Below are 25,035 nucleotides of genomic sequence, written 5' to 3' on the forward strand. Positions count from 1 at the left end.
ACATTAAGAAATATGTAACTGCCGAGGTGGGTATGCCTACCTTGACAGATATCATGGCAGAGCTTGACAAGCCAGGTCTGGACCCTCGTGGTGAGGTAGAGAAGTTTGAGTTTGATGCGAGCATCAAGACCATCGAGGATTTGCAGGTGGGCATGGTGGTGCCAGGCATCGTTACCAACATTACCAAGTTTGGTGCCTTTGTTGATATAGGTGTTCACAACGATGGTTTGGTTCATGTTTCTCAGATGTCCAACCGATACATCAAGGATCCGAGCGAAGTGGTAAAACTCCATGAGCATGTGATGGTTCGTGTGGCAGAGGTTGATTTGAAGCGCAAGCGCATCGCCTTGTCGATGAAAGGTGTGAAGTGATAGGAAGAATGACAGGAAGTAACAGGAGGGAATATGGATAATCATCAGATTACTGCCGATTGCATCGAGTCGGCCTATTGCTTCATCCACCAGAAACTTCGGGTGTTTGAATATTCTACTAATCCTACGCAGCGGGATGACATCGAGTATGCCATCTCGCAATATGTAGAGGGGATGAATCCCCAGCTTTATCAGCTTCTTTCGCAAGGCAGGAAGGAATTCCTTCTCGACCATGTGAATTTCGAAAGAGATATGCGGGAGGCGCAGGAGAAGCTGGAGGGGATGATGCATAGTTTATAGTTTATAGTTTATAATTTATAGATTTATCCTATAAGAATATAAAAAAGAGGCACGCTTCAAAAAAACGAAGCGTGCCTCTTTGCATTTTATCTTATTTCTACGATGTAGTTTTCATCTCTCTTTTTTAATAAGAGATTATCTGATAATCTTTTTTCCCTTTTTCTTCGAGATATAGATGCCTGGCTTTGATGGCGTCTCTACCCGTTGTCCTGAGAGATTATAGTACTTGTCATCTTCCTGATCATTCTGCCAGATGATAGGGTTGTGGATGGCAGTATCCTCGCCCTTGGCAAAGACGAAGTGGATGTTTTGCTTGCCAAGTGCCAGATTATCCTGGTTGCTGCTTGTTACCATTTCTTTTGGCAACCAGGCACGGTAAGCGGCTAGGGTGGAACCGGCATATTTGTAGAAGCCGATGCCCCAGGTGCTCTTGTATGACAAGACGTAACCCTTGTTGTTTTCTACAGGGATATCCGTTGAGGTTGGGTTACCCTTCAGGATAGTTGCATTACTACTTTCCATCGAAGTAGGATGGAAGGAATGCTTATCTACTGGTCCGTAAACCACATATCCCTTGCCGGCATTGATGACCTCTACTGGCGTGAGCGTCATGGTGAGGTCAGAAACCTTGGTCGTCTCGTCCTGGGAATTGTTAGCTGTAGCAGCATACGCCGTTACTTCCTCAGGAACCTTGGCATTGAATGGCAGGCAGATGGTAGACCAACCATAGTCAACACCATTTTCCTTAAATTCTCCCACCTTTTTGATTTCCAGTTTATAAGGGTCTGTTATCACATATTGCATCTCCTTGGTGGCTGCTCCCAATCCACCACGCTGGTTGGCTGCACGTATACAGTAGTAGCCATTGCCATAGTCGTTGAGATTGATCTGGTTCTCTATCGTATTCTCCTTGTAGATCCATTTGCCTGTTTCCTCATTCTTTTTGAAAAGGAAGTAGCAGAGCGCCTCAGGCATCGGTTCCCATTGCAGGAGGTTGTCGTTGATGGTGATTTTATCTTCCCACACGATATGGTTCTTCGGTTCGGTCTTTTCTTTTTCTACCTCTTCTTCGCTGCTTTTATTTGATTGCAAGCCGGATTGGGCATCAATCTGTCGGCAGAGAATTTGAGGTTCGAAGGCATCCGTACCACTCATCACATTGCGGATATTATAGCCGGTTGTATCAGTGAGGATACAGTCGTCGGAACCTGGGGCAGGAGTGCAGGCGGCAAGCGAACGGGTTTCCAATGGAATCGGATTACCATAGCCATCCATGCTCTTGAATTCATGGAATCGGAGCTTGAGACCGGCAGTCATCTTGGTCCAGCCATATTTGCGTGGCTGGGTATACATCTTGGTATTGATGAATGTACATGCCGGTGAATTGTTCCATGGGCGGGCAAGCGTCCAATCCTGGTCCTTGAACTTGAGGGGATCTTCATTTTCTACCTTGATATTGCAGTTGTTGAATACATATCCCCATTCCTGACCTACTTCGGTGCTAGGTGCAGCTATATTGTTTCCTGTACGGTCGCGATGAATCAGGTTGCATCTTTCAAACCAGATGTCGCCGTTGCCGCAAATCCAGTCAACCACACCTGCCAGGTCGCAACCCTCGAAGTAGCCACGATAGTTGGCATTTGAGTTATTGGAGTAATAAGTATCCTGCCAACTGAGGAGTGCCACATTCTTCATCACCGTTCTGTTGCCTCGGTCGCAGAAGACGACAGCACGTCCGGCACCGCTGGCATCTTGTTCTGACATAGACCCCCAATAGTTGAATTTATTTTCCAGGGTGAGGTCTTGTACGTAGAAATCTTCAATCGTCTTACCTTCCAGTTTTGGCAGGTTGATGGTGGCGGTATATCCGATGCCTTCCACGATAGGATGGTTCCATATCCTTACCCCTTCCTTGCTTTGTCCGATCAGCGAGATATTTGACTTTACGATTTCCGTCATACCATTGTTCTGTCCGTTCATGTCGGTCTTTGGCTCACCCTTTTCATCTTTAGGTGCATCCTTTGGGTCAGTACTGCATGAAATGGTGGTATTTCCTGTCAGCGGATAGTCACCATCCGGAACGAAGATATAGTAACGCTGTCCGTCTGCCTTTGTATTGTTATAGCTCATTCCTTCCGCCTTTCCATTGGCAGCTCTGATGGCTTCGTCCATATCGCCGTAGCCTTCTGCACCAACGATGAAGTCGAAAGTATGATGTTCATAACTGTTTTCTTCCTTGGTGATATGGAGCGTAATGGATATCGGTTGCTGGCAGATCATGCCATAGATGTCCTTGAATATACCATCTTCAGGCTTGAATGCTATCTGAATGGTTTCTCCGGCAGGATGGTTCCAGTATTTGAATTGCTGTTCCTTGCCGGCTTGGGTAGAACTTCCAACTGCCTTCATCGTGCGGTTGAACTTAAAACTGATGACACCGCTTTTGGCAACATTGTCCAGGCTGATGGTGGTTTCGTTATATGTCTTTCCGTTGATGGTAATCGATTCGCACAAAGGATAATCCTTTGGCTTACCATCGAATTCGAATTTCACCGGATAAGTCTCCACGGTTACTCCGTTTTTATTTTTCACCGTTACGATGCATTCCTTCGTGAGCACGGTTGCTTCAGTGGCTTCCACCGTTCCTTCCAGAGTAGCCGTACCCGTGATGACAGGCATCTTTTCATCGTTTTCCCAAGGAGAGGCGTAGAAGGTGAGGTAGCCATTTTTGCCAATCTCTTCCTCTATTTGCTGTTTGTTTTCATATTTTTTTCCATTGCAAGTTAAAGAGCTGATTTCTGCCAGTGTTCCTTCTTCTTGTGGAAAATAGGTTACGCTGAAACTCTTGCTATAGGTTTTTTCTTCCAGGAATTCCACTTTCTGTTCCGACGTTTCACCTTTCCATACTACTTCTGCTTGATTATTGACAAGCGTCTTTTCCTCTCCCGCAATCTTTACCTTCTTATTGCTTTCGGTAGTTTGCAATACAGCTTTGCATTTTTTGGTAGCAGTAAATGCGATGACAGAACCTTCATTAATCTGTATTCGTTCGGTTCTGTCTGTGGTATTGTCAAATTTACCTTTAGTTGCATCGAGGTCGATTTTCACATCAATCCAGGCAGTCTCTTCCATTTCGGCTGCAGTCATCTTAAGTTGTGTAACGAGAAAGCCCGATGTTTTCTGGTAGTTGATGGTTGGGGCATCATCGTCTTGGGTGAAATACCAGGTTGCCGTAGCTTCCCTGTTGAGATGGAGAAGACTAAACTTGTTTGGTTCGAATACCGGGAACATTCTCAGGTTGCTTGCCTTGGCAGGATAACGTTCGCCAATCTGGTATACGTCTCTCTTGCTGTCTTCCCAATGAGCCAGCGTATTTCCCTCGTAATAAAGGGTGGTGTTTCTTGGAATTTCAAACAAGTCGCCTTCTTCCACCCAGGTAGCTTCGGGTGATGTACCTGAAGCGTAATCTCCTGCATTGTAAGTAATGTGGTAGGTTTTGTCCTTTTCCTTGAAACAAACCTGCAGGTTATGATGGGCAGTGATGTCGAATTCCACTTCGTATTTTGTACGGATGTTGTCTTCTGCCCAATAAGCATTTCTTTTATCCGGATAGTTCTCGGAAGTTGTTACCGTGAAGACATCTTTGTTATCTTCGGTGATACTCCAATAGCCATTCTCCGTCTTTTTCAGTACGGCAACAGGTTCCCCGTCTTCATCCAGGTCATCTAAGTTAACAATCTTATCCAGTTCATAACCTTTTTTTCGGTCGAAAGTCAGTTTGATGCGTTCTCCTCTGTGGAAGGCATAGCCGCCATCTTCCATATTCGAGATTTCATGTCCTTCTCCTGTGATGACAAGTTCTGGTTGCTCGAGCCTGCCGTGTGCTTCATTATCTATTTTGGTATGAAGAGTCACCCAGTTGGCAGCCTGCATCTCTATTTCCATCCACTGGTAGTAAGAGTAGTCATCCCCTATAATAATAGGTACGCGTACATCAGAATTGATGGTGGTGTAACTGTATACATACATGTAGGCTTTAACGCTTTTGCCCTGTTCCTCTTCTTCGAGCGTCGGAAGTCCGGCTTTTTGGCGTTCTAGGTTGGTACGTTCTCTGTTGAGTGTCGGCACTACGCCATCAATGGTGGTTGATGTGATTTTGGAGTACGACAGGATTGATATTTGGGTTCCTGTTCCTGCTGCCGTCCAGAATGTAGTACCAGGACCGAAGGCACACCAGTCGTCGAAGTCTTCGTTTCGGATATAGCCATTTTTGCCCGTGTTGCACCATAGAGCAACGTCGAGCCAGTGGGGATGGTCCTCACCACCTTTGCGAACGTTGGTATATGCTTTTGTCGTCCAGAAGATGTTCTGGTTCTTTTTGATATCCACATAGGGAGCACAAACTTTTCGGGTGGTTCCTGAAGTAGGGTCTTCATATTCCTTCACCTTTCTACTGAAGTCGTAGCGGATTACCGGTTTGTTGATGCGGTTGTCTTGTGTGGTAGGATTTTCCTTGAAAACAGGGACGAGGGTCAGGACTTCGTTTTCTTCCTCAAATGAATAGGTATTGCCCGGTTCATAAGGATGCTGGGAAGGATTGGCTTTATTTACCCAGTGGTCGAGGGTGTATTGTTTCTCGTTCTGCTTTCCCTGTTCATCTACACTTTTGAAGAAGGTGTAGTTGGTTGGGATGGTGAAGGAGAGAACATCTTTGATTTCAGGAAGCGGCAGGCTGACGGCATTCTTGTAACCAGCCTTTTCCGGTTCTCCGTTCACTCGGGTGCCGCCGTAGTCAAAAATAACTTTTCCCTTGTGACCTATGGCAAAATGGGCGGTGATAGTTTCGTCTTGATTTTCTATGGTGAATTTCAGGTTATCACCTTTGTACTGTGTTTCATCGCCATCTTTCTTCCAATACTCCAGACGGTAATTGGCTGCAGCTTCAGCTTTAGCCGTTACTTCTGTACCGGGAGTGTACCAGCTTTCTATCTGAATCATCTTTCCCGGTTTTCCATTGCTTCCTTCTTCGCATATTTCCTGATAGAAATTATCATAATGAGGAGTGAGGGATACAGAACCCAGCTTGGCATCTGATGGCTTGATTGTTACCTTGTGCAGTTCTTTGCGCAGGAAGATGGCTTCTATGTTATTGATGCCATCCTTTACGGTATAATCGAAAGAAGTTGCTTTTGTTGTTTCGCCGATTTTGAATTCCTGAAAATCGTAGCCATAATCTGGAGTGGCAGAAATGGTTACTACATCACCTACTTTATATCGGTTTCCAATATTGCCTTCAACAGTTTTCTTTGTTATTTCAACAGTACCTGCATTTTCGGTCTTTTCATTTGGAAATTTGTCCTTGTCTACATTTGAAATGGTTTTCGATAGAACAATATTTGGCAATACAGGATAAGTAACGCTGATGTTCTTGAAGAAGCCCCATGTCTTGTCTTTGATACCAGCCTGTACAATATGTATATTTATATTCTTCGCATCTCCGTTATAGGTAAATGTAATTGATTTCTTATCTTGAGAGATTACGCCATCGATATTATTTGTACCATCGCTTACCGTAACCTTAGCATCGTCATCGGCAGTACCAAAGTTTGTAGAAATATTGAAACGGCTATCCACTTTTGTAGATGCATTGATGGTGAGTGTCATGCCATAAACAGCAGGCAAAGAGAATTGGGTGCCATTGTTAAACTGACCGCCTTCGCCAGGAAAGCCATTGATATCCGAGTCTGTATTTTCAATCTTGGCACCGCTGGTGGTGACATCCATCATCAGCGTTATATCTCGTTTTTCATTTTCGATAGTTACGGTATGGGTATATGGAATAGTCTTTGACGACCATTTTCCGGAACTGAGAGCTGGTGCCTTGGTATGATCGAAATCCCATGATACCGCTAGTGGGGTATTGGTATCTGTGATGTCAATCGTATTTTGTACCATTTTAGGATGGAGGGTTGTGCTCTCGGTGAAGACAACTTCTTCTCCTGCTTGGTAAATCTTCGTTTCGTTGGCATCCGTCCATCCGGTAAAGGTATAGCCTTCACGATAAATCAGATTGTTGCTTGGCAACGTAGCCTTACCTGTCAATGGCTCACATAAAATCTGTTCAGGGCATTGACCCTGATTGTTCTTCAAATCAAATGATACATAGACAGGGATGTAGTTTTTAACCTGTAAGTTTTTCACTACAGTTCCTGCTGGTATGTCGAGTGTTAGGGTAGTAGGTACACCAGCCGTATAGTCTCTGGTAGTAGTTCCTGTGCTTGTGGTCATTTCAATGTGAGCATTCTTTGCCACTTGTAGCAGGATGGTACCTTCGTTTTCGAATAACCAGCCATCATTATGATATTGACCTCCATTAATTTCAATCAGTTCATGGTCTTCCTGATAGAAATTGTTTTTGGTAAGGTTGTAGGTATATTCGCTGCCATCCGTTGCAGTTTCTATAGGGGTAACTTTGGCGTACAGGTTAAGGTCCATATCTACCGTTGTACCTTCTGCAACTTTTTCTGCAGAAGGGCCAGTTTCATTAAACCAGCCACGGAAAGCACTTCCTGATGGAACGTTTTGCTTGACTTGATTTGTATATTCTGTATTGTATTTCAGATTAGAATTAGCTGTTATACTTTCTGAACCCAAACTTGTTGTTCCATCTGTATCATAATAGGTTACGGTATAATTGGTTTTTACCTCTACATTGCCATAGATTTCTAAAGAGGTCATAAAACAGTAATTTTTATCTGTTATATTATAGAAAACGAGTTGGACATTGTTCCGATTGACATCAATTGTTATTTTCTCTCCGGTTTTTTGTTTTAAAGCGGTGCTGCTGATAATTTCTTCTCCTTTATCACCAATAACTTTTAATCCCCAACCGCTTGGCGTACTTGTTGACGCTTGTACAAATGTAACTTTACTAACATGTTTAAGCTTAGATGTTCTAACTTGAGCTTGAACAGTTTTTCCAGCTCTCATCCAGCCTATTGTTACTAAGTTTGTATAATCCCATCCCCTCTTATCTTCTTGTTTTGCGCTATTGTCAACACTTGTATTCGTTAAGAAAAAACTTAATGCTTGACCATCTGTTGTTTTGATAGGAACATTGCTGTTGTTCGTCTTTACTTCAGTTTCAGAATTTGACGTATTCACATTTTCCCAGTCTTGGAAATCCGTGGAATACAGCAGTTTTTCCTCATAGGTACTCTGAGCCCTGGTGCCAGTTCCCGGTAATATCATGAATAACAGAAGTAGGACATATTGCGCTCTGTGACTTTGCCCATTTAGGGCATACTGTAGGCACATGCGAAATTTCTTTATTTTATTCTTTAGTGTCATATATCTTTATTGTTTCTTATTTCGAATTGTTGTTATTTCACTAAAACCTTAGCCTTTCCAAAGATGTAGATTCCATCAGGGAAACCGCTGTAGGTGGCGGTGCCTGGCTGCACATCCAGGATGCGGTGAAGCTGACCGGTGGTTGAGAATACCTTGAGCTGGGTGGCGTAGGTGCTCTCGATGCTTACACGATGAGCACCGATAGGGCGGATGAGGAGGTATTCTCCTGCTGGAGTATCCTCATCGTTTCCATTCGCCTCTGGCTCAATCCTGTCGATGCCCGTGGTCTCGCTGATGCGAATTACAGAAGGAACTGCTGAAGAACGGGCTCCGGCATTCGTACTTTCTTTAGTCAGATAGGTACGGAAAGGCATCACGGTCTGTGAGATTGCCGTATTGCAGAATGCTGTTCCCTCTGTATTGAGCGCATAGATGCCTCCATTCGCCACTTTCTTAGCAGCGAAGGTTCCCCGGTGGGCATAGCCATTGCTTATGGTCTGCATGTCTGTCGTGATAGGAATCACGATGGCTTTCTTCTGAGGTTCCATGTTCGCATAAGCATGGAAAGTGATAGTCTGAGGATCTTCCTTCTTGTTCAGAATACTGTTGTAGAACTTGCTGGAAAGGTCGAACTCATAATAACGCTCACCTGGGAAACGGACGATATAAGGTACTCCTGCCATGAGAGGCAGATAACCTTTGAGGGTCTGCGTTTCTCCGTAATATGGATTTTCCACATTATTATATAGCCAGTTTCCGTAGGTGTCTACGAAGAAGGTATTATGGAATGTATAATCCATACCTGTGGTATTTCCGGCGTAATTAAACAGACCAGTACCTGTACCCGGTCGCTGGAAGGTGGCAGTCTTCTCTGTTTCATTCACACCGGTCAAACCACGCAACCAGTACTCATGGTGCAGATCTTTCGTTCCATAAAAATGGGTAATCTCACCATTGAGCGATGCTACAGCTTTCTGTACGGTGAACGGCAGACTGATACCTTCCCATGCTCCTGTTGTGTTTTCAGCATAAAGCATCGGCTTGCGAACATACCAGGCATGGTTGGTTACCGAGAATTCAAGAGGCACGCAGAAGTCGTTGTTATAGCAGGTTTCGCCCTCGCTGTTCTCGTTATTAGCTGTGCGCTCTACGAGATGGAGGAATGGGGTAGTGTAGGTTGTTTCTCCTGTTTTCACGATGTGATGTCCCTGGATGCTGCTCTCTGCTGTCTTTTCGTCATAATTCAAAGCCTTATCAACGATATCGTATGCCTCATTATCTTTGCTTGTATCATTGGCTGCGGTATAAACCAGGAGGTTCTGGGTAACTCCATCTTTTATGGTAAGGTTGTCGTAGACCTCCGGTTCATCCCTGTCGGTTGCAGCAAAGTTGATAGCTGTCGTTGTCGGGATATGAACATAGGTACCCATGCTCTTGGTGTCCAGTTTGTAGGCATTGTAGTGGAAATAGTCTTTTTTGGTATTTCCGTAATATGCATCTGTCCGGTATACCCGGTTGGTCATGTATTTATTCTGCTGCGATGCTATCTTGGCAGGATAATCTGCTGGAGTAGTCTGCAGACTCTGTCCCCAGAAGAGGAAGTCGTTCATATCATTCTCGTTCAGCAGCGGACGGTATGTGCCCGTAAAGGTAGCTGGCTTTTCTGCTGTTGCTTCGGTATAGATAGCACGAGCCTCATCTATCTTGTGGGTCTTGTCATGACGGGTTTCGGTCTGACCATAGTTAGGCAGGTCGCTATCCGCGCTGGTACGGAGATAGGTGATACCCGTGTTATTACCCGTAATGGCATCCGAACGGTGAGCATACTGATAGTCGCCGTTGGCATAATAATCGTAGATATACTTCAATGCCGCCTTGTCTTCTGGGCTGGTATTGCCTTGTAAAGCCCGGAGATAATATCCGTTCAGATCATAGGTAACACGACCATACTTGAAGTCATCCAATGTATAGTTCAGCTCTTTTCCTGCGATGGTATAGGTCATCTTCTTTCCATTCATATCATATACGATAGGGGAGATAGATGCTGGCTCTTTCTCGAAACAGCAGTGGTATCCCTTTGTAGCATTTGCATCATTCATTCCCTTTTGGGTGATGTTTCCACTCTCCAGTCCCAGGTTATAGATGTTGCCCTGGTTTTCTGTGAAGAGCCATTTATCGTTATGCAATCCTCGTATCACATGACCGTTTCCATGGAAGATACCTTTGAAGATGCTGTTGTTTCCGGTATAGTCGGCTGGAATGTCAAGATCCTTCTGAAGTACGAACTGTGCACCAGCGCCTCCATCGTTGGATTCTTCCTGAATAAACTTGCCAAAGGCTGTCAGGTCGCTCTGCTCGTTGATGTAGATGCGAGGTTGAGCAAAGTATTTGTCTTCTTTTGCTCGCTTGATAGCGTCAGGGAGATGAAGGTCGATGCCCGACATCTGCGGATACATTCTGTGATAGTTGTGTACGGTGAGTGTATCGCCTGCTGTCATGGTAACCGGGAATACCGTTTCGTTATCACTTTCATCATTGAAACCTTTGATGGTAATACCCAACTGTACGCCGTAGCCGTTCATAAAGTAGTAGGCTGGGATGTCCAGATAATCCTGTGTCTTGTCATAAACGCTACCTGCAAAGAGGTCTGTTCTGTTCTCGTCTATCTTATCTCCCTGCTTGTAGGTATTCTCCGAATCCTTGGTATTCTGCAGCCAGGATTCCGTTTCATCAAACTCGGTTGTTGTCTTTCCGGTTTCATCTTTCTCCAACTTACCGATGTGCCAGAAATAGCCGCTGGCAGCAAAAGCCTGGTCGGCAGCAATCTTCACCTGGTCTTTCTTGAGTCGGATCATCTCTCCCGGCAAGGCACAGTTGTCGATGGTGATATTACCCTTGAAGGTTGGTCCCTGTATGTACTCGATGGTAAGGAATATGGTGTAGAGGTATTTTTTCCCAACTTCGTTCGGTGCATCAGCTTCCAGTTCGAGTGTAGCCAGACATTTTTTGGAGAGATGCTTCTGGTAATAGTCTGGGTCGGAATTATCTCCAAGGTCGTCTAGTCGGAATGTAATCTTGGCATCTCCTGTCATGTCTGCTGGAAGCTTGCTATTGTATACATTATAATTATTGGTTCCTTCTGTAGGTGGGGTCATAAAGAGCCAGGCAGCAAAACCATTTGTGGTTTTGTCTGTACTTTCTTCGGTAGGTCCCTTGTACTTTTTCTCCGAAGATGCTCCCACATAGAGTCGGTAATTATTTGGAGCATTCTTTTCCAAATCACATTTATAATCATCTTCATGTCCGCTTCTCATCTTCCAACTCTTGATTGTAACAGTCTGACCGGCTTTCAAACCGGCAAGAGCGGTCAGTCCATCTGAGTTGTCGTTATAGAAGACGATATGTTTCTTATAGGTATAACCTGTGATGTGGGCATTATAATAATAGTGGTATCCGGTAACATACCAGTAGTGGATTTCTGATTTAGTGTCAGGAACTTCTTCATTCATGGCATAGAAACCTGTAGGCGAACAGTCGTCGATGATATAACGGTTGTTCTTATTATTGTTCATATTCGTTGGGAATACGAAGTTACCTGTCGTTTCGAGGAAGTCTTTGTTCTCGTGTATATTGTCGGCATATACATATCCACCACCTTCACCATCGCGGGCATAGACAAGGTTCATCTCTATGACGCCATGAATAGGACCATAGTAGATGATTTCCTGCATCTTCTGCGTGCCCTGATTGATGATTTCCTGTACGTTCTGAATCTTCAGTGCATAACCCGATGCGATACCTACCATGTTCTTGGCGGTACCATTGTTGCGGTTCTGGAATGTGGTTACATCCTTCTTTTCCGAATCGTTAAACTTCTGAATGAATTCTTGCTTATTTTTCAGATAAGACTTATCCCTTGCTGCACCATTTTCGTCATACCAGATATCTGTAAACTTAGTGTTTGAAAGAACCGCACCCACATAATGGATGTTGTTCACCAAACCCATATAGTTTCTTGCCTTTACCTGATAAACCGAAGTATTCTCTGGTCGGGTCTGCAGCTTCTTATCGTCAGTCAATGCTATCTTATCTGTAGCCTCCATCTTGATTTCACCCACACGGGCAATGGAGTAAGGTGTCTTGTTGATTTCATTGACCGTATAGTCGCGTGCTCCGAGCAGAGAGAAACAGTTGTCTTCGAGTCGGAGAATGTCCAGTCGTTGGAAGGTATTGATAATCTTCGGGTCTTCGATGGTATGCTCCGCAAAACCATATCCTGTGATATCGGCACTGCGGAATCCCTGAGCGTATGACAGGTGGCCGTCGCCGAAGATACCGCCTTCGCTGTCATACTCATAGAATTTATTCTCTCTGATGCCTCCCAAGTCTGATGGAGCCGTATTGCCTTTGGTATATTTCTCTGGTTCTGAGATAAATCGATAGGTATATTTCTGGTTCTTGTAAGCCTCATCGTCTTTAAAATAGCGGTAGTAGTAACCATAGAGATCGGTTCCTGCTGGCAGGTTGATTTCCTTCATATCCTGCTGTGAGATGGTGATATGCTCAGCCTCTTTGCTGTCACCTACCAGAATCAGGGTGTTACCTCCAAAACCGGCAGTGGTTCCGCCCGGCAGATTCTTGAGAGCTTCCAGATTTTCGTCGCTGCTAGAGAAGGTTTCATCTACATTGAATTCCTTCGTCAGCTTCAGTACGGTGGTATTATTTGCCAGCACGGATGTACCCTGAGCGAGGGAATAACCTCCGCCATAAATTGCTTCATCGATATGAATATTTACGCCATCCCATGAAGCGTTTTCGGGTGTTACTTCTTCGAAATAGTTAGTCTTCTGCTGGGTTATGTCAATCTCTTTCCCGTTGTTTATGGCAACAATATCATCATATACACCTTTCGATACCAACTCACCGGCAAGCAGATGAATCTCCTGCTTGATGGTTGGAGTCTCTGTGTTTCCATCCTTGTTCATCAGACCGATATTCTTCTTGTCGGTACGGTTTAGGATATATCTGCCGTTCTTCAATGATTTCACCTTGTAATAGGTTGGATAACCCACCTTTACCTGTGTTGAACCATAGACATAGCCAGAATAGGAACCTCCGGTTACCGAACGGAAGACGTGACCATTGAGGATATCCACATTGGTAAGACCGATGACATTACCCTGCTGACCGCCACCATAGATGAAGTTGGCTGATACACCTGTAGCTCCGTTTACACCGCAAGGCTGGAACTTACCACCTTCTGTCTTAGGTTCAGAACATTTCATATCCTTACCCATGATGATATTGGTATTGCCGTATACATAACTCTCCATACCATAGCCTGCACCATAAACGTTGAGGCTGGAGTAGTCTGGATTGCTGGCAAGATAATCGTTCGATTTCTCCAGTTTCGCCTTTTCCTTACCGGCAAGCATATCGCTCTGAAGGTCGATGGTTACGTCACCTCTCACCGTTCCCGTCTTGAAGCAGCCGCCATAAACGCATCCGCCCTGATAAGCTTCATTGTTTACGATGGTTGGTTTAAACTTATTCTTGATGGTCAGCTTGATGAAAGGGTCTGTTGAATGAGCCTGACCGAGCAGATAACCGCCTTCGTGGGTTACCTTACCCTTATAGTCGTAGTTGGCATTGTTGCAGCCACCCACAATCTTGCTGGTGATGGTGAGACCTTCTGGGAAGGAATAATCTACCACCTTGCCCTTTTCATCCGGATAGATGTTCATGTTACCACGGTTACCGCCACAGTAGAAGGAACCGATGGTACAATTCTTCAAGTTCTTATCCCAGTCCAATTTTCCCTGGATGTTCATCTCTACTGGCTGGAAGTAGAGGTCGAGCAGATGAGGATAGACAAGTGGGCGCTGGGCATTTTCTGTTGGCAGATACAGGGTATTGATACCCTTGTTGGAAGGGTCGTTCTCCCAGTCGATAGAATCTGCGAAGTCCAGTTCCTTGCTGGTGTCATAGTAGTCGCCATTCAGTTTCTGGAACTTGTTCATGAAGTTATTGTCTTCGGATGCCGTGAAGAGTGCATCGCCGTTGCAGCCCATGAATACGCTTCGGATGTTGACATTACTGCCAATCTTGATATCCACGCTACCCACGGTTTTGATGGTTTGGGCAACGGTCTGGCTACCTGATTGAGAGCTAGCCTGCGCACTTGCCTGCGCATCGGCTTTCTGTGCCTTGAGCACGGTGGCTGAGTTACCTCCACCATATACATCGCCCTTGATAAGAACGTAATCCTCGTTGCTGTTGCCCATGATATTGATATTCACCTTGTTGGTCATCGGTCTCCACGAGTTGATGTTCACCATTTTGGCTGCATCGCTGGCTGCCTTGTGAGAAGGCATGTTCTCTCTCATCGGTACGGTGAATACCAATGGCGTGGTTTCCGAATTTGGGTCGTTCAGGTTGAGTGGATAGTTTTCGTTCACGGTAATCTGGGTGTTGCCCTTTCTGTCCAAGGCATAGAGGTAGTCACCGTTGCCGGCACCATATACATCGCCGTCAATCTTACCGCCATATATATTAATATGTGTACCAGTGCCTTCATTATCCGTGAAGTTACCATTCTTCTCAACTACGTTTACATAGCCCGATACGTCGTTACCGCCGTACACATTGCCATGGATGAAGATGTCCTTGTTGCTGAAAGTGCTTTCTGATGATGCGGCAGAAGGATTTTGGGTTCCGATATTTACCGTGGTACTCTTTTCCACATCACCCATCATACCGCCGCCGAAGATGTCACGGCAGTCCATCGCATGGATATACACATGGGTGGCCTTGACGGAGTTGTAGAATCCGCCACCGAAGAGTCGGCGGCAGAAGGCACCACCATCTCCTGTTACGTAGGTTTCACCTTCTACCTTACCTGAGTAGCCGCCACCCACGAAGTCCATCACGGAATATCCGCTCCAGAAGTGCTTGTATTCTTCGCCTTTCTTCAAATCGATGGATGGGTCAATCTTGCTTCCTCTTCCAGTCATGGCGATGTTCACATGGGTGTTGCCCTTGATGACAGTATGTTCGCCATAGCCGCCACCGAATACGCAGAAGTGAGGTGATCCCACCTTATTATATATCTCCTTCCATACCATGGTATCGAAGAATTTCACTTTTACTCCATAAACCACCTGGGTATCATCATGCAGCAATCCCTTTTCCATGGTGAGATGAGCATCTTTGCCTACCACGCATGCTATGTTTCCACCGGCATAGATGTTGTGGTTGATTTTGAACTTCAAAGCCTGGTGGTTGTATTGTGGAGAGTAGGTGATACTGGTTTTTTCATCGATGAATGCCGGTTCCCAGAAACGGGTATCTGCCAGCCAGTAGGAGGTGAGCATTGCCTGGCCGCCCTTGATATATACATTGGTGTTACCCTTTACGTCTGCCGAGGTGATGGCTACTTTTTCCTCTTTATCTACGCTGAGGGTATCGCAGCTGCCCAAACCTCCGCCATAGATGCCATGACCTATTCTTCCATCGTAGATGGTGACGAAGGTGTTACCATATACCGTTCCGTTCTGGCAACCACCATAGATTTTTTCCATCAGCAATGGCAGCATGGTTGCGTTGATGTTGTCAGCAGGATGCGCCATGTTCTTATCTGAAGAAGGATCTTCGGGAACGCCAGTTTCTGTCCTGTATGGATAGGTGATGACTGGTCGGTCTATCAGCAAACTGGTATTGCCGTAGATGGCACCCAAGTGTGTGACGTCGCCGCATTGGGTGGCAAGACGGCCCTTGCCTCCGGCGAACACCTGCGAATAGATGCCGGCACCTCGGATGTTGACCAACGTGGTGCGATGGGAGGCATCGTCTTTGTTGCTGGTATCGTCTTTGTTGCTGGCATCGTCTTTGTTGCTGGTATCCTTGTTTCCAACGTTTGCCACATCGCCTCCACCATATACGCTTCCGATAACCAGGGTACGGTCTATCTCGATATTGGTATCTTTCAAATGCAGCTTTCTACCATATACATGTACCTCTGTCTTCTGCACGTTTGCCATATCAGGGAAGTCGATGTATTTTCCATCCTTGTTCTTGACCGACTCCACTCCGGCACCGCCGCCATATACGTTCTGTCCGACGAAGCCCGACTTGATGAATATCTTGGAGTTGCCACCTACCTTTCCGAAGTCATAGTCTTTGCCCGTGGTATATTCTCCGAAAGGCACAGCACCGAGACCTGCACCATAGATGTTTTCGCAGAAAAGCTGGCAGTCGGTTTCCACGTAGGTATTGCCTGTTACATATCCTGAGAAACCGCCACCATGGATGGTCTGGAAAGAGAAGCCCGGTACACCGAGCGTCCACGCCAGACGACTTACGCGATAGCGACGGAAGGTTGCCGGGTCGTTGTCCGTACCATCGTTATTGCCGCCATCCACACTGCCATAATATTTTTTCTTTTCTTCCTTGGAAACTTTCTTGAATTCCTCATAGAGGCTTTTCTCGAAATCGGTGTATGTTTTGAAGTCTTCTTTCTGACTGAGATAGCGGTATTTCGCTCCATCTACTTCGATGACACCATCGTCATCTATATGGCTACCCGGTTGTGCATACACCGTCGCCTTAGCCACCTTGGTATTGGCACCATATCCGGCACCGAAAACGGAGAACTGAGGGTCGGCAACATTCTTGCTGCTGATATACCAGCAAAGCCCCGGAAGGGTGGTGAAGTCGAACATACTGAGCGGTTCGCCGTTCTTGTCGATGATATCATCCAGAGGCGAGTGGTTGATGATTACGATAGCCTCTCCGGTTTCTTTTTCTGCTGTTGTTGCGTTGTTGTCGGTATAGGTACCCACGAAGCAGGCACGGTTGCCGCCGCCATAGATATTGTTATTCTTCTTGAAACATCCCGAGAGGAGTTTTTCGTTCGTAAAGCTGAAGAACTGCTGGCTGTCCTCATCGTTCAAGATGCTTTCTATAGCCGCCTTTGCCTGGGCATTGGTAAGCTGGTCTTTGGTTTCAGCCTTCAGAATATCTTCTGTTATCTCCCTGAATCTGTGATAGAGTTGCAGATCTTCTTACCGTTGCCTTGTGCTGCCAGCCAGGTGGTGATATTGCCGTTGATATCGGCATTCTGGTTCCATATCCAGGTTCCGCCATCCATCTGTACCTTGGTGTTGCCGAGAATGTTGGCGTAGGTAGCCTTATGGGCTGAATCCTTTTCTCCGGGCACTTCCTGGGTATCCTGGTTCTCTTCAGAGATTTCAATATCGCCGTAGCCTCCACCGAAGATGTCACGACCCAGCATACCACCCTCGATATGCACCAGGGTGTTGCCATCTACCGTACCATAGGCACAACCGCCATAGATGTTGTACCATACGTATGGCACGGTATTGCCGTAATAATCGAGTGCGACGGAATTGATGGACGTAGCTGCCGTGTTGGCTACGTGAACGATGGTGTTACCATTGATGCGACCTATCTGGTCATACTGCTGTGCCGCATTTCTGCGAAGACCCTTGCCGCCACCGAATACGGAACCGAAGATGTCGCCGCCGATGATATTCACCAGGGTGCGGAAGTCTTTTGATATGTATGACGGATTGATTTCATCATCATAGATGATATCGCCTTTTTCTTTGTTAATGTTTGAATAGCTTTGTGGCTTTATCTTGTAATTAGGAGTATAATCTTTAGGTCCTACATTCGCCATATCTCCACCGCCATAAACCTTACCATAGATTTTGGCATTGTCAGAAATCTCAACTATGGTCTTGCCGATGACACGAGCCACGTCGATGAAGTGGGTGCCTGTAGCAGTCTTTGGCGCCACACCTGCACCACCGCCGAAAACATCGCCATAGATGTTTCCGCCTTTCACAAAAACCTCTGTACGTGAATCTTCGTAAGCAATATCTCCTATCTGTCCCGTCGTGTTGTCTTTATCCTTGTAAGGATCACCGAATCCTCCGCCATATACACGGTGCAGGAAGGTGTTTCCATCTACGGTTACCTTGGTACTTCTGGTTACGGTGCCGGCATATCCGCCACCCAATACGCCCAGGATGGTGAAGTTAGGAATACCCTTGGAGTTGTCGAAAACCGGGATGGTTGTCTTTGAGGCGTTTCTGCGGTTGTGAGGACGAGCCATTTGCTCGGTATTGTCTTCGTCATCCACCTCGGCATCATAATCGCTATAATCTCCTTCCACATTCACTGTCACATCGGTATAGGCAACGGAAGTGTGCTCACCATATCCGCCACCGAATACCGAGAAGTGAGGGAGAGGCCGTCCGAAAACTTAATTAGGGAAGCAAACAACTGAATTGGGCATTTTTCTTTTGCTCTTTATAGTTAATTAACTTCGTATCTTCTTGATTCTCAATTATTTTATGTATTTTTGTAGTAAAAAACAAGAAAGATATGGCATATAAAAAAGGACAAGATAGACGACAGAGGGTTCTTTTCCCTGATTGCATTGACGAGTATGTAGAGGCTGACGCCCCTGTTCGCTTGTTTGATGCTTTTGTCGATAATCTCAAAATGGATGAACTGGGATTCGTCCGCAGTACTCCTGCAGAGACAGGTACTCCTGGATATGATCCTCGCGATCTCCTCAAACTCTATATTTATGGTTACTTCTATCAGGTACGTTCCTCTCGCAAACTTGCTCGTGAGTGCAAGTGTAACGTAGAGGTAATGTGGCTGCTCAACAAGCTGACTCCTGACTTTCGTACAATCTCCGATTTCCGCAAGGACAACAAGAAGGCTATTACTAAAGTTTTTAAAGAGTTCAACAAGTTTTGTATGGGACTGAAGCTCTTTTCCAAGTCGTACATCTCTATTGATGGAAGCAAGTTTAAGGCTGTAAATGCTAAAGACAACAACCTTACTCTAAGCAAACTCGATGACCGAATCAAGCGTCTTGATGAACATATTTCAATCTATATGGAAGAACTTGAAGCATACGATCATGAGGAAGGACGCAGGCTCTCTAAAGATGAGTTGCAACGTAAGCTTGATGTTTGCAAGGAGCGCAAGGAACGCTATGAGGGATACCGTGATACACTTGAGAAAAGTGGTGAAAGCCAGATTTCCTTAACCGATCCTGATTCCCGACTAATGAAAGCCAACGAAGGCTTTTGTGTCGGTTATAATGTGCAAACTGCAGTTGATGCGGAGAGCCATATGATAGCAGGCTTCCTGGTAACCAACAGTCCAACAGACCATGGTCAGCTTACAAGCGTAGCATCTGAGGTGAAAGCCGATTATGGTGTTGACGTTCTTGAATCAACTGCAGACAAGGGGTACGAGTGTCCCGAGGATCATGCAGATGCATTGGCTAATGGTATCGTACCAAATGTCATCCAACGTGATGGCAGCTGCACGGAGCAGGTTCAGTTTGACTATAACGAAGCTACCATAACTGACGAACAAAAGTCAAGTACTAATCCAGAAGATTTGAAGGCATGTCTTGAAGCTGCAGTCATACCGGAAGCCTACAAGGATTTTTTAACCGATGCACAGATTGTAGAGGTCAAGGAGTACACTTCTGATGTAGCAGAGTCTGCTGTACTGAAGATGACTCCCGGGCAGATGCGTGCCAAGGCTCTTGAAGGATACTTCGTGAGGGATGCCGAACGCAATCTTGTCTATTGTCCGCAAGGAGAAATCCTGAGGCAAAAGTCTATCAAAAGAAACGGTATGATCCGCTACTGCAACAAGCTTGCATGTAAAAAATGCAAGTGCAAGTGTACCATCCAGAAGTTCAAGGAGGCAGACTTCAACAAAGACACCTTGATAAAGGCAACCGAAGCAAAACGCAAGCAACTCAAAGAAGAGAATAAGGACAAGCCAAAACCTCCAAGAATGAAGATCGTGAAGAAGGGTGTCCGTTACGTTTTACATCTAGATCAGAACAAGATGGACAATCGCAAATGCCTCTCCGAGCATCCTTTTGGAACCATGAAGCGAGCACTTGGGCAATACTACTTTTTACTGAAAGGCAAACTGAAAGTAACTGCTGAGATGGGTCTCTTTTGCCTATCTTATAACCTTCGTCGTGCCATATCTCTCAAAGGTGTACCTGCTTTGATTGCTTCTCTTGGATAATGACCTGTAGGGATCAATACCATCGAAAAACACGCTCTATTAGTGTTCATATCGGCCATTTTAAGCCCTTATGACGAATTGTTTAACATAAACTAAAATTTTAAGATGAAAAAAGATATGCCCTTAGAGGGGCTTAGGTGGAGTCGTGATAGCGGTTCTGCCCTCTATGATACACCCCAAAACGGCCGTTCTCGGACGGGCTGGGGAAGTTGTTGTCGTCATACGATTCCTTCCATTCTTTTGTGTTCAGAAGATCGAATGGAGTCATACCCTTCAGCACCTCTACAGTAGCAACACCTTTTACGTTGCAGGCAAGATTACCGCCACCATAGATATTATGAGGATTCAGGAAATGAGGATCGCCGTCTGGCGTATCGCTGCCATAGAAAAGAGTATCGTTTTCTTTGGTCCATTTAATGATACCTTTCTTTTCATCCCATATCTTATTCCAGATGACATTGATGGAGAAGCTGTCTTTTGGCTTTCCGTCGTCGCCTTCTTCCTGTCCACCCATATCCTGTGCCAGATTCACGTTGGTATCGCCTGAAATATCGGCAGAAGTGAACTTCTTCGTATCGGTCAGTTCTGTGCCCGATTCATCCTTGATATTACCCATACCGCCACCGAATATCTGTCCGGCGAAGTTGGCTGCGAAGATGTTAACGTTGGTGCTGCCATCTACCTGTGCATAGTTTCCGCCGCCATAGATATCGCCATAGATGGAAGGTGCCTGCTGGCTGCTTCCGGTGAAGGTGACGTTGGTATTGCCGATTACCTTTCCCACAGAATCTGGGAGTTGGGTAAAGCCATCTGTTGATACCGGGGTTGTAGCTATAGGACTGGTAAGACGTCTCTTTCTTCCTTTTCCGCCTGCAAAGACAGAACCGAGGATATTGGCTTTATCGCCGATAATCACGTTGGTGGCATCTTTTCTTATAATCGTGTTGTTTGCATATTTTTTTATGTTTTCTACCACTGCCATATCGCCACCTCCATAGATGTTCTGATAGAAGGTTCCGCCATAGATGGTAACGTTGGATTTGCCGTAGATGCGAGCCATCTCCAAGAGGGTAGAGATATCATTGACTGTACCATACAATCTTGCATCTGCCACACCATATCCGCCTCCGAAGATAGGGCAATGGAAGGTTCCGCCATAGATATTGAGTGCTACGTTGCCGTAGGTCTGACCGAGGGCAGTATAGTCGCTGGCTTGTCCCTTTCCTTCCTTGGCTCCGTAAGGATTTTTGGAGTAATACCAGTAGGTGCCTCGTCCTCCCGCAAAGATACCGTTCTTGCAATAGAAGGTGCCGCCATTGATGGTAAGAGATACAGCGGCTGTTTCTCCCTCGCTTCCATATACATTACCACCCGTCTTACTTGGGATGGCGCTGGAAGAAGTCCACAGTCCCGGACTCATATATCCGCTACCTCCGGCATAGATACCGTCAATCTCCCCATCTTTATCTTTAGAGCCAAAGATACCATCATTGATGATGATTTGGGTGTTGGTTTTGAGAGGATCTACATAGGCATAAGTATAATCTCCTGCGTTATAGCAACGGTAGGAAACCAAATTGCTCTTGGCAACTGAGTAAGGACCATAAAGCATCACGTCTTTAGTATCATTCCAGTAGGCGATGCTTTGATCCGGTGTATGGGTCTTGGCATCGTCTTTACCATAACCGATACCGTTCATACCACCTGCTCCTGCACCAAAGATACCGCAGAGGATTTTTTCCTTCTCGGTGTTGCTTTCAGGCAGGATCTTGAAGGTTCCGCCATTGATGGTGATGGCGCTGTAGCCATAGAATGGGTTGTTGATTGTTATATTGCCAGCATGACCACGACCCATACTACCGCCATAAAGTTCGGTAACAACCACGCGGTCGTTATCCTTGAACTTATCTTTGTCCTTATATTCTGAACTGGCTGGGTCGAGCAGGATATTGGCTCTCCCCATAAAGGTATTCATAGGAACATTGTAGGTCTTGTTTCCGTATTTCAACGTGAATGGACGCTCGGCACCCAGGGTTCCGTTAACGATACGAGCCACCTTACCACTCTTGATGATGATATCCACATCGGCATACATGGCACCCTCGTGGTTTCCGGCAAGAATGATACCGGCATCGTAATCGCTCTTTAGTTTTTGATTATCATTGTATTTATCATTCCATTCTCTGTCAATATCCATCGTGATGGTACACTTGATTGGCAGGTTAGGCGTTCCCATCACACCATTCAGCTGATTACCAATGGTGTCTTGGGCGATAGTCTGTCGACCACCCACACAGATGGCAGAATAGAAGCCCGACTTGATGGTGATGCTGAAACCCTCCTTGCCATGCGGCATGGATGTTTCGAAGGCTTCAATGTTTTTCTTGTTGTTCAGCGGATAGAAACGACCATCGTTGCTGAAACCGCCGAATATCTGCATAGGGGTTGTTACGGCACCATCAATGGTACCATAATTGATGGCGTTATCTTTGAAACCTTCCATCTTGATGCCTTTACCCATCTCCAGGTTATTGTATTGGCAGAAGATGTTTTTATAGGAAGAACCGCCTGGACTGGTATTTTTGAAGGTGATATTCTCAAAGCGGGTATCTCCCCAAAGAGGAAGACCCTTGTCGAGACTGGTAATCTCGATGGAACCGCCACCTTTATAATCGCCATATTCGCCGGTAATAGTCACGTTGCGGAAGAGTGGAGAATTCTTTTGGGCATTATCCCATTTTTCTTTGGTAAGAATATTACCTCCTGTATTATTGTTGGTAATATTGAAACCATTTATCGTGTTATTGGTAACTTCTTTGCTACTTTCACCCATCAATACGATGATGTTCTCGTCCCATGAACCAGCTTTCGAAAGCTTGCTGTAAGCTCCCTTCCAGGTCTTCATAGGTTCTTCTTTCGTGTAGCCGGAATTATTGTTGTCATCACCCGATGTTGGGCTCAGATAAACCACGGTTGTGGCACTTACCCTGGTATCGAGAAAAGTCTTTCCGCCCGAAGTAACGAGAATATGGCAGCTGTATTTATCGTTATAAGATGCAGTAGATGGACGTTTAAAGCTGGAGGAGGTTTCTGATGATAGCTCGGTATCGCCATTATACCACTTGTAAGTGATATTCAATCCCAACTCTTTATTGCTGTATTTCTCTTCTGTATCGTTGGTTACAGTCACGGTATAGGTATTTCCGCTGGTTGCGAGAGATGCATTTACGTGAATCGCCTTCACCAGCACGGCATTGGTGCGTGCACCACCTCCAATGGCATAAACACTCTGGTCGTAATCCTGACGAGGCAAGATGAATGTATTGCTGGTTTCTGTATTCACTTTCTTCCATTCTCCTTTCTCATCAGTAGCATACCAGTCGTATGTCTCTTTTGATTCTACTCCTGCTTCAGTCAATACGGTCAGCTCGTCTGTTTCTGCACGTTTGAAACTCAGATGGACGGAACTGAAAGAAAACTGTGATGGAGTAGAAGAATACGTCCAGGTTTTCTTTTCCAGTTGATAGGTATTGATGAAATTATTGTTGATATCCGTAAAATCTTTGCCAAAGTCAGCTGTTTCCTTGCTGTTACCATCTGAGTAGGTGTTTGTTCCTACTGCAGAAGTGTAGAACCAGGTATTGATGGTAGCACCATATTGGGTCTGGTATGTTTTCTGATAGGTTGGACCATAAAAAGCTACAACGCTACCCGTGCTGCCTGTCTTATTGGTAACCATATTCTTACCATGTACATAGATGTTGGTAGGCATGATGTTCTTCTTGCTATTACCCCAACGAGTTGCACAACCGATGGCACCGGCAACCGTTACACTTCCCGGTTTCTTAAGCGTGGCATTCTTATGTATATTGATTTCCGTATCAGAAGAAAGATTGAAGATTCTATAATTTTGATTGTTCAGATAACCGATGATTCCGCCAATTCGACAGACATTGGCTGCTGTGTATTTTTCTTCGTGGTCGGTTATTTTTGATTTTCGGATGATGATGTTGCTCACTTCTGCATAATCAACCAGGTCGCTGGCTACGATACCGATTTTTACCGTACCCGTTCCGGTAGGAAGTTTATCCTTTTGGGTTTCCAGACTTGCATTCTCGATAATCAGGTTGGTAACCGTGGCATAGTGGTTCTCGTCTTTTCCCTTCAATCTTGAGAAAAGACCCCACGATGCCTCTTTAGTACCATTGGTGGTCCAGTATATCTTCATGTTGCTGATGGTCTTTCCGTCGCCATCAAATGTTCCTCCAAAGAAGCCGGCATTGGTATCGTTCAAGGTTCCGATAGGCATCCAGATACCTTTGTTCAGGTTGATATCTGAGGATAACAGGAAGTAATTGCCGGAATACATAGTTTGGGATTTTCCGTTGGTCACATCATGTGCCAGCTTCGCCAGTTCCAGGTCAGTGCTGATGATGTAAGGGTCTTCTTTTGAACCCTTTCCTTTAAAATCTTCTTCGGAATAGAATTTCACTTTGGTATTGTTCTCGCCGTTGTATTCCTTGCCGTAAACCTTCGGCTCCACATCGTCGAGGCTTACGGTTTGTGTGGTATTATCTGCATCGGTATACGATACTTCTATCTTTAGGGTTTCCTGACTCAGGTTCAGGGTCAACATTCTGCTGTCTGCTGATACCTTTTTACCATCAGCATCAGTCACTTCCTTCACATTTTCCTTTTCATCTGCCTTAACCTTAACCGTCCAGGTACACGTTATGCCCTCCGGTATCTTATCCTGAGGGATGGTAAACGAGATGGTTCCTTCCTTAAAATTGCAAGTTTCCTGAATATCTTTCTTGCTGAGGCTCTGTGCCCATACTGCCTGGATGCTCATCAGCCAGAAGGCGAGGAGCATCATCAGGTTTCTGCGTATGATATTTGTAGAATGTATGATCAT

Annotated in this window: 7 protein-coding genes (1 of these 7 running past the window's edge); 3 read left to right on the forward strand and 4 right to left on the reverse strand. The window is 45.4% G+C overall.

Features of this window, described 5'->3' with window-relative positions; genetic code table 11:
- Both KUA49_RS03085 and KUA49_RS03090 read left to right on the forward strand, forming a co-directional pair.
- Positions 1-371 carry the 3' end of a Tex family protein gene (locus KUA49_RS03085; protein ID WP_218413369.1) on the forward strand. It extends 1,762 nt beyond the left edge of the window, so the window shows 371 of its 2,133 coding nt (coding positions 1,763-2,133); its start codon lies beyond the left edge, outside the window; the stop codon is at positions 369-371.
- 33 nt (positions 372-404) lie between these two features.
- Complete coding sequence (locus KUA49_RS03090; protein WP_217765293.1) at positions 405-671, forward strand: hypothetical protein; 267 nt, start codon at positions 405-407, stop codon at positions 669-671.
- A gap of 135 nt (positions 672-806) precedes the next feature.
- Here the strand turns inward: KUA49_RS03090 and KUA49_RS03095 are convergent, their stop codons facing one another.
- From KUA49_RS03095 to KUA49_RS03105, 3 genes are all read right to left on the reverse strand, one after another.
- On the reverse strand, positions 807-7,409 hold the full coding sequence (locus KUA49_RS03095) for a pectinesterase family protein (protein ID WP_218413370.1): 6,603 nt from the start codon (positions 7,407-7,409) through the stop codon (positions 807-809).
- Between the two features lie 644 nt (positions 7,410-8,053).
- Positions 8,054-16,972 carry a hypothetical protein gene (locus tag KUA49_RS03100; RefSeq protein ID WP_218413371.1) on the reverse strand — a complete coding sequence of 2,973 codons (8,919 nt, stop codon included), beginning with the start codon at positions 16,970-16,972 and terminating at the stop codon, positions 8,054-8,056.
- A 74-nt stretch (positions 16,973-17,046) separates the two neighbouring features.
- Positions 17,047-18,231: a hypothetical protein gene (locus KUA49_RS03105; protein WP_318331666.1), complete on the reverse strand. Its 1,185-nt coding sequence runs from the start codon at positions 18,229-18,231 to the stop codon at positions 17,047-17,049.
- A gap of 200 nt (positions 18,232-18,431) precedes the next feature.
- On the opposite strand from KUA49_RS03105, the gene KUA49_RS03110 reads away from it, so the two are divergent.
- Positions 18,432-20,120 (forward strand): transposase, encoded by a 1,689-nt coding sequence (locus KUA49_RS03110; RefSeq protein WP_218413636.1) that lies wholly within the window; start codon positions 18,432-18,434, stop codon positions 20,118-20,120.
- Between the two features lie 133 nt (positions 20,121-20,253).
- On the opposite strand, the gene KUA49_RS03115 is transcribed toward KUA49_RS03110, so the two are convergent.
- On the reverse strand, positions 20,254-25,035 hold the full coding sequence (locus KUA49_RS03115) for a hypothetical protein (RefSeq protein WP_218412068.1): 4,782 nt from the start codon (positions 25,033-25,035) through the stop codon (positions 20,254-20,256).

It is taken from the genome of Segatella copri (assembly GCF_019249655.2).
Classification (GTDB): Bacteria; Bacteroidota; Bacteroidia; order Bacteroidales; family Bacteroidaceae; genus Prevotella.